Here is a 9887-nt window from a genome sequence, read left to right on the forward strand (position 1 = left end):
CTCTGGTCCCATGCTTCGCGGTCGACCCGAGTTAGCGCGTTAGCGCGCTGTCGGGGTCGATCGCGCGTCCGGATGCGTCGAAATAGGTGACGTCGCCGTGCCGCATCAGGTAGATGCGGCGGCGGGGCAGTTCGAAACGTGACATGCGGTGGCTAGCGTTTGTAGATGGGCGGACGCTTTTCGAGGAACGCGGTGATGCCTTCGTGCGCGTCCGCGTGATACAGCGCCGCGACGAAATGGTCGCGCTCGGTCACGAGATGCGCGTCGAGCGGCTGCGAGGCGGCGTCGTCGAGCAAGGCCTTGATGCGCGTCAGCGCGTTCGGCGAGATGCCGGCGAGCGTGTCCGCCCACGCGAGCGCGTCGGCGAGTGCGGCACCGGGCGCCGCGACGCGATTGACCACGCCGAGTGCGTGCAGGCGCTCCGCCATCACGGGCTTGCCTTCGAACAGGATCTCGGCGGCGAGCGCGCGCGGCAGCGCGCGGGCGAGGAACCACGAGCCGCCGCCGTCCGGCGTCAGGCCGACGCGCGCGTACGACATCGCGAACTTCGCGTCGCGCGCAGCGACGATCAGGTCGCACGCGAGTGCGAGCGAGAAGCCGGCGCCGGCCGCCGCGCCTTCGACCGCCGCGATCACCGGCTTCGTCGTCGCGCGGATCGCGGCAGCCCACGCGCCGAGCAGGTCGATGCTGTCGGCCTGGTACGACGGATCCTTCGTACGGTTGTCGAGCAGCCGGTTCAGGTTGCCGCCCGCGCAGAAAAAGCGGTCGGCGCCCGTGAGCACGACTGCGCGAATCGCGGGATCGCGTTCGGCGGTGGCAAGCGCTTCGATGCCGGCCGCGTACATGTCGGGGTGCAGCGCGTTCCGTGCGCCGGGATTGGATAACGTGAGGACGAGCGTCGACTCGCTTTCGGGTGGGCGTGATGCCAGCAGTTCAGCACTCATGCGAGTGTGTCTCCATCGGATGGTCCGGCCATGATGCCGAATCCGTTGCATCATCGGTCGGCAATGCTGCTACGTTGGATGCAGGGATGTCGTGACAGACGCGAAACTGTTTTAGACTAGCACGAACGTGCTTTTCAGCGCGACGAATCCCCGCGAACCGGGCATCGTTCCGGCCGCATTCCAGCGAGGAAGGAGACTCAGATGCTACAGCTGTGCGGTATTCCGTTGTCCAACTATTACAACAAGGTGAAATTCGTCCTGCTCGAGTACGGCATTCCGTTCGAGGAATCGGCGTGCGGCCTGCCGGTCACTGATCCGGCCGTGCTGGCCGATACGCCGCTCGGCAAGATTCCGTTCCTGAGGACCGAGCAGGGCGCGCTGTTCGAGTCGCAAGTGATCATCGAGTATCTTGCCGCGCGCTATCCGGACAAGGCCATTTTCCCGTCCGACCCGTTTGCGGCCGCGAAGGTGCGCGAACTGGTCGAGACGCTCGAACTGTATCTCGAATGGACCGCGCGGGAGGTCTATACGGAAGCGTTCTTCGGCGGAAAAGTCAGCGACGGGATGAAGGCGCACGTCGAGCGGCGTCTGCCGCGCGCGATCGAGGCGTTCACGCGGATGACGCGTTTCTCGCCTTATGTGCTCGGCGACACGTTCGGTCTTGCCGACATCGCCGCATCGATCCATCTGCCGGTGATCGGCATGGCGACGAAAGCGGTGTTCGGCCGCGATTTCGTGCTCGAAGCCGGCATCGACTGGAAGGCGCACGCGCAGAAGGTCGGCGAGCGCCCGGCGGCGCAACGCGTCGCCGACGATCGCAAGGCCTATATCGCGGCGGCGAACGGCAAGCGCCCGTGAGCGCGGTGCAGCGCTAATGCTTGCCCCGCGAAGTGCGGGGCATCGGCGGCGGCGTGCCGCTCGCCAGGCGGGTGCAGGCTACGCGCTCACCCGCGCGCGGCTTACAGGCGTGCGAGCCGTTCGAGCGCCGTCGCGAGTGTGCTTTCCTGCTTCGCGAAGCAGAAGCGCACGACGCCCGATTCGTGCGGTTCGTGATAGAACGCGGACACCGGAATGGCGGCGACGCCGATCTCCGACGTGAGCCACTTCGAGAACTCGGCTTCGGGCAGATCGCTGATCGCCGAATAGTCGACGCACTGGAAATACGTGCCCGAGCACGGCAGCAGCTTGAAGCGCGTGTTTTCGAGGCCGGCGCGGAAGAAGTCGCGCTTCTTCTGGTAGAAATCGGCGAGCGTCAGGTAGGGCGCCGGATCGCGCATGTAGTCGGCGAGCCCATGCTGCATCGGCGTGTTCACCGTGAACACATTGAACTGATGGACCTTGCGGAACTCCGCGGTCAATGCGGCGGGCGCGGCAACGTAGCCGACCTTCCAGCCCGTCACGTGATAGGTCTTGCCGAAGCTCGACACGATGAAGCTGCGCGCGGCCAGCTCCGGATAGCGCGCGACGCTCTCGTGGCGCGCGCCGTCGTACACCATGTGCTCGTACACCTCGTCGGACACGACCAGCAGGTTGGTGCCGCGCACGATCTCGTTGAGCTTGCGCATGTCCGCCTCGCGCCACACGGTGCCGGTCGGGTTGTGCGGCGTGTTGATCACGATCATGCGCGTTTTCGGCGTGATCGCGGCCGCGAGGCGATCGAACGGGATCGCATAGTCCGGCGCTTCCAGCGTGACGAATACCGGCTTGCCGCCCGCGAGTTCGATCGACGGCAGATAGCTGTCGTAGGTCGGCTCGACGACGATCACTTCGTCGCCCGGATGCACCGCGCACAGGATCGCGGTGAGCAGCGCCTGCGTCGCGCCGGCCGTCACCGTGATCTCGGTGGCCGGGTCGTAGCGGCGGCCGTAGACGTGCGCGATCTTGTCAGCGATCGCTTCGCGCAGCGGCGCGACGCCGGCCATCGGCGGGTACTGGTTGTGGCCGCCGCGCATCGCGTCCGCGACCGCATCGACGATGCGCGGGTCGCAATCGAAATCCGGAAAGCCCTGGCCGAGGTTCACGGCGCCTTTCTCGGCGGCGAGCGCGCTCATGACCGTGAAGATCGTCGTGCCGACGTTCGGCAGGCGCGAAGGGAAAACGGGAGTCGTAGGCATGTCGGAGGGAGCGTTCATCGGGGACAGTCGGAAGAAATGGGCAGGGGCGCGCGTCAGGCAGGCGAGACGGTTTCGGCCTGCACGGTATCGAGCGCGCAGGCATCGACGAACGGCGCAGGTTGCGCGATCCGGAAACCGAAGTCGCGCGCGGTGCGTTTCGCGAGCTTCAGCAGCGCCCGGTCCTTCGAGACGAGCCATTCGGCCTGCGCGGCGCGGGCGAGTTCGAGAAACTTCTGGTCGTCGCGGTCCTTGCACTTCGGCAGCGGCGGCGCGTCGGCGTCGACGGGCGGCGGCTCGATGCCGCGGGCGAGGCGGGCGACGGTCGAGAGCGCGGCCGCCTTGTCGACCGCGCGCGCCTGGAATTGCGGATAGTCGAGCACATGCTCGAGCTCGGTCAGGCAGCGGCCGTCGATCACCGCGACGAGCGCGCCGCGCTCCAGCGCGGCCCGGATCGGGCGGGTGGCGGGATCATCGAAGACGAGGATGTCGATCCAGACGTTCGAGTCGAGCACGACGCGGCATTCGGCGCGTGGGGCGAGGGAGCTGGGCATTCGTTACAATCGGTGGTTTTCGTCTGACCGCAAGGCACGGCGTGCCAGCGAGCCTCTATGATAATCGTTCTCTCTCCCGCGAAATCCCTCGACTACGACACCCCCGCCCATGTCCCGACCTACACCGAGCCGGCGTTCGTCGACGATGCGTCGGAGCTGATCGACGGCCTGCGCAAGCTGTCGCCGCAGGACATCGCGACACTGATGGACATCTCCGATCCGCTCGCGCGCCTGAATTTCCAGCGTTACGCGGACTGGTCGCCGACATTCTCGACGGCAAACGCGAAGCAGGCAGTGCTCGCGTTCAACGGCGACGTCTACGAGGGATTCGACGCGAAGTCGCTGTCGGCGGCGGATCTCGACTATGCGCAGCGGCACGTGCGCGTGCTGTCGGGGCTGTATGGGCTGCTGCGTCCGCTCGACCTCCTGCAACCCTACCGGCTCGAAATGGGGACGCGTTTCGCGAACGCGCGCGGCAAGGATCTGTATGCGTTCTGGGGCGACCGGATCACCCGGGCGTTGAACGAGCAACTGGAGGCCCGCAGCGGCGCTTCGCGCGTGCTGATCAATTGCGCGTCGACCGAGTATTTCAAGTCGGTCAGGCCCAGGCTGCTGGCCGCGCCAGTCATCACGCCGGTGTTCGAGGACTGGAAGGGCGGCCGCTACAAGATCATCAGCTTCCATGCGAAACGCGCGCGCGGCCTGATGGCGCGCTATGTTGTCGAGACCCGCATCGCCGAGCCGCAGGCGCTGAAGGATTTTGCAGTGGAAGACTATGCGTTCGACGAAGCTGCGTCGAACGATTCGACTTACGTATATCGCCGGCGTGTCGGCGAGTAACCGTCCGGGCGGTTCACGAGACTGCCGTGGAGCTTTGCATGGGACCAGAGCAAGCGCTAAAGCGCCGACTCGGGTCGACCACGAAGCATGGGACCAGAGTAAGCGCTAAAGCGCCAACTCTGGTCGACAAAGGAGAGAAGATGACCCTTTCGATCACCAGTAATTTCGACGCCGGCGCGATCGACGTCGTGTCGGCCGAGCGGCCCGACGCGATCCGCCTGCGCGTGCGCGGCGACAACCAGGCCGAGTTCGCGCAATGGTTCTACTACCGCGTGACGGGCGCGCGCGGCGAGCGGTGCGTGATGACGTTCGAGAACGCAGCCGAATGCGCGTATCCGTCCGGCTGGCGCAACTACAGCGCGGTCGCGAGCTACGACCGCGTCGACTGGTTTCGCGTGCCGACGACGTTCGATGGCAAGGCGATGACGATCGACCATACGCCCGAGTTCGACAGCATCCATTACGCGTACTTCGAGCCGTATTCGGAAGAGCGGCACGCGGCGTTTCTCGGCGCGGTCCAGCAATTGCCGCAGGCGAGCATCACCGAACTCGGCCGGACCGTCGAGGGGCGGCCGATGTCGCTGCTGACGCTCGGTACGCCCGAGACCGACGGCGCGCCGAAGAAGAAGGTATGGATCATCGCGCGTCAGCATCCCGGCGAGTCGATGGCTGAATGGTTCGTCGAAGGGCTCGTGAAGCGGCTGGCCGGATGGGGCGACTGGGCGGGCGACCCGGTCGCGCGCAAGCTCTATGACCACGCGACGTTCCATATCGTGCCGAACATGAATCCGGACGGCAGCGTGCACGGCAACCTGCGTACCAACGCGGCGGGCGCGAACCTGAATCGTGAATGGATGGAGCCGGACGCCGCGCGCAGCCCCGAAGTCCTGGTCGTGCGCGACGCGATTCACGCGATCGGCTGCGACATGTTCTTCGACATTCACGGGGACGAGGATCTGCCCTATGTGTTCGTCGCGGGTTCGGAGATGCTGCCGAGCTTCACCGAGCAGCAGGGGAAGGCGCAGGCTGCGTTCATCGATGCGTTCAAGGTGGCGAGCCCGGACTTCCAGGACGAGCACGGGTACGCGGCGAGCAAGTACAAGGAGGACGCGCTCAAGCTTGCGTCGAAATACATCGGGCATCAGTTCGGCTGCCTGTCGCTGACGCTCGAGATGCCGTTCAAGGACAACGCGAACCTGCCGGACGAACGTGTCGGCTGGAACGGCGAACGCAGCGCGGCGCTCGGCGCGGCGATGCTCGCTGCGATTCTGCGCCAACTCGAAACCTTCAAGTAAGCCCGTATTCGCAGGCAAGAAAAAGCCGGGGCATCGAATGATGCCCCGGCTTTTTTGCGTCTGTCGTTGTTGCCCGATCGTATCAGGACTTCTTCGCCGTCGATTTCTTCTTCACGGCTTTCTTCTGGCCGGCGGATTTCTTCGTTGCGACGGCCTTTTTGGTGGTGCGGCCCGTGGCTTTTGCCTTGCCTTTGCCCTTGGCCGACTTGCCCTTGAATTTCTTCGTCGTCGGCTCGGATCGTTCGACGCGCGGTTTCAGCGGCGGAACCGGATCGTTCCAGCTGAACGCGAGCATCTGCTGGCCGACGTAGCCGCAGCGAAACTTCAGCGGCGCCGGGTCGCCGCCGTCCTTGGGGATGCCGAGTCCGTCGACGGTAACGATATTGTCGACCTTGACGCGCTGCTTGCCCTGATCGAACGAGTCATTCCACGGCGTGATCGTCGCGTTGCCGCTGTCGAATGCGTTCGGCGCGAAATCGACACGATCGAAGGCCGACGATGTGCTGGCGATGAAGCTGCCGTGTGCCGCGCAGTCCGCAACGAGCGGGTCGGCGTGCATATCGTTGACGAATTTGTTGATCAGTTCGGAGCGCTGGTCGAGTAGGTCGGCGAGTACCGGCGCCGGGAGCGCAAGCGACAGACCCGCGACACAGGCTGCCAGCTTGCCGAACGCTCTGAGAATCCGGAGCGAGGCGGGTGAGCTGTCCATCTGGTTATTGGTGAGGAGCGAATGAGACATCGGGCACGTATAGAGGCCCGATGAAGAACAGGAGTTCAATCTTAGCGCAAAAAAATCATGCGGCAGTAGACGGGACACTCTCGCAGGTTGCGGAGCAACGAGGCGCCATGTCGGACGGCATGGCGGGGGGGCACGGCCGACGGACTCACGCGCGCGGACCGCCGAGGCGATAGCGCCGGACGTCGAACGTCGTGACCCAGGCCGGACGGTAGACGGCAATGAGCGCTGTCGCGAGGCCGGTGAACCAGGCTTCGCCGAGGGCGAGCAACGCCGTGTTCAGCAGGTAGCCCGACGGAATCACGATAGCGGCGCCGTCCGCGAGCGCAAACTGCACGCCGGCTGCAGCCGCGGCCACCACGACGATCGTGATCGCTGGCGACAGGAACCCCTGACCGGTGATGAACGACGACAGGTTGTGCGGCAGCCACGCGATCGCGGCGCGCTGCAACAACGACGACACGAGAACCGGCAACGCGCCGTAGATCAGGTAGGTCAGGCCGATGCCCTGCCAGGGCGCGTCGAAGATGATCGCGGCGACCGCGGTGACGGTGCCCATCGCGATCAGCGCGAGTGTCCAGTCGAATAACGTGACGAGCAGGGTGGCGCCGAGCAGGTGCATGACGAGCCCGTCTTCGAGCCATGCATTCGATGCCCAGAGAACCGTGATCGCGGTGACGAGCGCGAGCCAGACGTGCTGGAGCGTTGCGTCCTGAAGGCGGACGAACGGGCGACTCCAGGTCGCCAGCGCGAGCAAAGCCGCGGCGGCGATCCAGCCACCGACGCCAACCCATAGCGGAAGCGGTGTGAAGAAGAAACCCATGCGTCCATATTACTCGTTGAACATCAAAGGTGGGAATCCACACGAGCGTCGAGCGTCGCAATATCGAGACTGTCCGGCTAGCGATCGCGGCGGAACCGCGCCGGCGGTTCTGCTGCCTGCGGCATGTTCTGCAGGCCGTCGTTCGCGGCCGGCGACGGGTATTTGCGGCTGGCGCGCACCGCACGCAATGGCGTGGGCCCGCGCTCGCCGATTGCCGGCTTGCGTGTGTTGTCGCGATTCGACAACAGCACCTCGAGATGCGGGGACAGCCAGCCGTTGTAGATCGCGACCGCCGCGGCGCGATTGGCTGCGCCGAGCTGCTGGAAAATGCTCGCGAGATGGATTTTCACGGTGCCTTCGCTGATGCCAAGGGTGCGGGCGATCATCTTGTTGGTGCTGCCCATGTGGACGAAGCGCATGATCTGCGCTTGCCGCGGCGACAGGAGCCGGGACGGCGGACGGCGGGGGATCGCTCCGGCGAGTTCCTCGAGGTGTGAGTCGTGGCGGGCCGCGAAGGACGAGGGCAGAAGATTGAGGGCAATCGGCGGGATGTAATGTCCGCCCAGCAGCACCATTTCGAGCGCACGTACGATGAGGTATGGCCGCGTGGAGCGCGGGATCACACCGGTGACGCCGCAGTTGAAGAGTCGCCGGACGATCTCCGGCGTGGGTTCGTCGATCAGGACCGCGGCGGGCGCGGGAGCACAGGCGCTGCAGAGCGCCTGAAGCTCGCTGAGCCGGCCGACATCCTGCCAGTCGATCGCGACCAGATCGAAACGCTGACTGCGCAACGACCGACGCGCCTGGAAGCCGTCAGGCGCATCGTTGAATCCGGCGTGGCGGTCGATCTGTCGTAACAGAACCTTCAGTCCGTCACGTCGCTCCGCGTCTGAGTTGAGCACCAGGAACCGCATATTCAGCCTCCTTAAGGGTGTGTCATTAAGCTGCCGGCGTCATGCCTTGGGCCCGATAATGACAAAAACCTTACATGATGTCTGCTTGGCTGAAAGGGTTAGGATTAGTCAGAAGGATTGGCGGACAAGAAAAAAGCCGCTCCGGCAACAACTGGAGCGGCTTGCGACGGGTGGCCGTTGCGGCCTTGCGTACGCGTCAGTGGAAGTGCGGTTGCGCAGGTGACGCGTCTTCCGGCATTTCGGCGTGGACGATTTCGCCCAGCGGATCCGCGTACAACGGCACGCCGCAGTCATCGCAGTACTCGGGCTCGAAGCGGCCCGCGTGCCGGCGGACGTCGGTCACGCCGCATTCCTTGAGCAGGCTCACGATTTCCTCGAGCGGGCCCTCGATCGGCATATCGGCTTCGACCGTCGCGTTGTCGATCGCGACATCCCCGTTTTCCCGGCCGTAGAGCGGCCACACGACGCCGTAGATCACGTCGTTGTTGCCGCGGCGCGTGAAGCCGATCCGGTACTCGTCGATCCGGCGCTCGCCGAATCCGGCGACCACCGCACGCAGTTCCTGCGGCGCTGCACCAAGTGTGTCGAAAAGATAACGAATCGCGGTGCGCACGGTGTGCGGACGAATGCGTTCGTCCGCATCCCGGCACGCCGAATAGTACGCGTCCGGAAGCAGGCATTCGAACTCGCAGCCCGGCAACGCGAGGGCGAGATTAGGACCGCCTTGTGCAGTCCACTGTTCGAGGCATTGACCACGCTCGATCCGGGTGCCGTGCTCTTCTTCCTGCCAGCGGAACAGCGAAGCACCCGCGGGGGCGGCCACGACCGCGAGCAGGAAGCGCGGGTCTGCCAGGATCGGCGACGTTTCCGGCAGGTCGCCGTAATTGATCTTGGCGGCGTGCTGGCCGAGCGCGGCATGCGCGAGCTGCTGTGCGAGCCGATAGGTTTCGACGTGATGCCGCGGCAGCTGGTCGATGCTGTAGAGGAACGGGGCCAGCCCGACGAGCGTACCGTTGGCGAGCACGTGCGCCTGCAGGTGTGTGCGCAGCGCGTCGACGATATCGCCCTTCAGCGGACCGGACGGGATCATGTAGCGCGTCCAGGCCAGCACGGGCACGGCGACCAGCAGTGCGTCGTACGGCTGGCCGTCGTGTTCGACCACCATCGACTCGCTGTGCGTCTCCGCCATGTCGGCGAGCGCACCATACGCGTCGGGATGGTTCTGCTGCAGATGGTCGAGAGCTGCGTCGAGCGTGGTCTGGTTGCCGTTGCGGACGATCTTGGCGAGCAGCGCATCGAGCTTCGCTTCCCAGAAGCGGTCCTCGATGCGGCTGCCTGAGGCGAAGAGCGCAAGCGACAGGCCGACCAGTTTGTCGGCATCGGGAGGGAGACGTTTGGCGATTCGCTGGCGCATGTTAAATACGTATAGAAAGGGGCGAGGAACGTAACATTCTAGTCCGTTCTGTGCGCTATAAGCGGCCTTGCGCTGCAGCATGGTTTGGGGGCTGGTGCCGGACAATGTGAAAAACTGCATCAAACCCCTTGCGCATCTCGAATGAGGCGCCTAGAATCACGCCTCTTTCGCGCTAACGGCAACGCGGCGCGGAAGGGGGAAGCGAAGCTGGTTGGATGTCCTGTCGGGCGCCCGGTCAGCGAAGGAAGATGAACCC

The 9887-nt window shown here is 65.0% G+C and carries 10 protein-coding genes and 1 pseudogene; 3 read left to right on the plus strand and 8 right to left on the minus strand.

The window, feature by feature from the left end; all coding sequences use genetic code 11:
• Positions 1 to 46: 46 nt before the first annotated feature.
• Both ACV229_RS14130 and ACV229_RS14135 read right to left on the minus strand, forming a co-directional pair.
• Positions 47 to 145, minus strand: a pseudogene (locus ACV229_RS14130) (histidine phosphatase family protein); the annotation flags it as partial.
• A gap of 7 nt (positions 146 to 152) precedes the next feature.
• Positions 153 to 944, minus strand: coding sequence for an oxepin-CoA hydrolase, alternative type (locus ACV229_RS14135; protein WP_448083729.1), 792 nt, complete (start codon positions 942 to 944; stop codon positions 153 to 155).
• A gap of 201 nt (positions 945 to 1145) precedes the next feature.
• Between ACV229_RS14135 and ACV229_RS14140 the strand changes: the two genes are divergently transcribed.
• Positions 1146 to 1802 carry a glutathione S-transferase family protein gene (locus tag ACV229_RS14140; protein WP_448083730.1) on the plus strand — a complete coding sequence of 219 codons (657 nt, stop codon included), beginning with the start codon at positions 1146 to 1148 and terminating at the stop codon, positions 1800 to 1802.
• Between the two features lie 101 nt (positions 1803 to 1903).
• Here the strand turns inward: ACV229_RS14140 and ACV229_RS14145 are convergent, their stop codons facing one another.
• Together ACV229_RS14145 and ACV229_RS14150 are read right to left on the minus strand one after the other, a co-directional pair.
• Positions 1904 to 3076 (minus strand): pyridoxal phosphate-dependent aminotransferase, encoded by a 1173-nt coding sequence (locus ACV229_RS14145; protein WP_448083731.1) that lies wholly within the window; start codon positions 3074 to 3076, stop codon positions 1904 to 1906.
• 35 nt (positions 3077 to 3111) lie between these two features.
• Positions 3112 to 3609 (minus strand): putative toxin-antitoxin system toxin component, PIN family, encoded by a 498-nt coding sequence (locus ACV229_RS14150; protein ID WP_448083732.1) that lies wholly within the window; start codon positions 3607 to 3609, stop codon positions 3112 to 3114.
• Between the two features lie 57 nt (positions 3610 to 3666).
• Here ACV229_RS14150 and yaaA point away from each other — a divergent pair, with 57 nt between their 5' ends.
• Both yaaA and ACV229_RS14160 read left to right on the plus strand, forming a co-directional pair.
• Complete coding sequence (yaaA, locus tag ACV229_RS14155; RefSeq protein WP_448083733.1) at positions 3667 to 4449, plus strand: peroxide stress protein YaaA; 783 nt, start codon at positions 3667 to 3669, stop codon at positions 4447 to 4449.
• Positions 4450 to 4589: 140 nt separating this feature from the next.
• Complete coding sequence (locus ACV229_RS14160; RefSeq protein ID WP_448083734.1) at positions 4590 to 5744, plus strand: M14 family metallopeptidase; 1155 nt, start codon at positions 4590 to 4592, stop codon at positions 5742 to 5744.
• Positions 5745 to 5826: 82 nt separating this feature from the next.
• On the opposite strand, the gene ACV229_RS14165 is transcribed toward ACV229_RS14160, so the two are convergent.
• The 4 genes from ACV229_RS14165 to ACV229_RS14180 all read right to left on the minus strand — a co-directional run bounded on the left by ACV229_RS14165 (position 5827) and on the right by ACV229_RS14180 (position 9631).
• Positions 5827 to 6483: a BspC domain-containing protein gene (locus tag ACV229_RS14165; protein WP_448083735.1), complete on the minus strand. Its 657-nt coding sequence runs from the start codon at positions 6481 to 6483 to the stop codon at positions 5827 to 5829.
• 145 nt (positions 6484 to 6628) lie between these two features.
• Positions 6629 to 7303, minus strand: a complete 675-nt coding sequence (locus ACV229_RS14170) for an energy-coupling factor ABC transporter permease (RefSeq protein ID WP_448083736.1) — start codon at positions 7301 to 7303, stop codon at positions 6629 to 6631.
• Between the two features lie 77 nt (positions 7304 to 7380).
• Positions 7381 to 8217: a LuxR C-terminal-related transcriptional regulator gene (locus ACV229_RS14175; RefSeq protein ID WP_448083737.1), complete on the minus strand. Its 837-nt coding sequence runs from the start codon at positions 8215 to 8217 to the stop codon at positions 7381 to 7383.
• Between the two features lie 196 nt (positions 8218 to 8413).
• Positions 8414 to 9631, minus strand: coding sequence for a DUF2863 family protein (locus ACV229_RS14180; protein WP_448083738.1), 1218 nt, complete (start codon positions 9629 to 9631; stop codon positions 8414 to 8416).
• Positions 9632 to 9887 lie beyond the last annotated feature (256 nt).

The organism is Burkholderia sp. MR1-5-21 (assembly GCF_053427715.1).

What these genes read in the sequence shown, in the direction of transcription:
- ACV229_RS14135 (WP_448083729.1), bottom strand. Translation starts at nt 944, where the DNA reads ATGAGTGCTGAACTGCTGGCATCACGCCCACCCGAAAGCGAGTCGACG.
- ACV229_RS14140 (WP_448083730.1), top strand. Translation starts at nt 1,146, where the DNA reads ATGCTACAGCTGTGCGGTATTCCGTTGTCCAACTATTACAACAAGGTG.
- ACV229_RS14145 (WP_448083731.1), bottom strand. Translation starts at nt 3,076, where the DNA reads ATGAACGCTCCCTCCGACATGCCTACGACTCCCGTTTTCCCTTCGCGC.
- ACV229_RS14150 (WP_448083732.1), bottom strand. Translation starts at nt 3,609, where the DNA reads ATGCCCAGCTCCCTCGCCCCACGCGCCGAATGCCGCGTCGTGCTCGAC.
- yaaA (WP_448083733.1), top strand. Translation starts at nt 3,667, where the DNA reads ATGATAATCGTTCTCTCTCCCGCGAAATCCCTCGACTACGACACCCCC.
- ACV229_RS14160 (WP_448083734.1), top strand. Translation starts at nt 4,590, where the DNA reads ATGACCCTTTCGATCACCAGTAATTTCGACGCCGGCGCGATCGACGTC.
- ACV229_RS14165 (WP_448083735.1), bottom strand. Translation starts at nt 6,483, where the DNA reads ATGTCTCATTCGCTCCTCACCAATAACCAGATGGACAGCTCACCCGCC.
- ACV229_RS14170 (WP_448083736.1), bottom strand. Translation starts at nt 7,303, where the DNA reads ATGGGTTTCTTCTTCACACCGCTTCCGCTATGGGTTGGCGTCGGTGGC.
- ACV229_RS14175 (WP_448083737.1), bottom strand. Translation starts at nt 8,217, where the DNA reads ATGCGGTTCCTGGTGCTCAACTCAGACGCGGAGCGACGTGACGGACTG.
- ACV229_RS14180 (WP_448083738.1), bottom strand. Translation starts at nt 9,631, where the DNA reads ATGCGCCAGCGAATCGCCAAACGTCTCCCTCCCGATGCCGACAAACTG.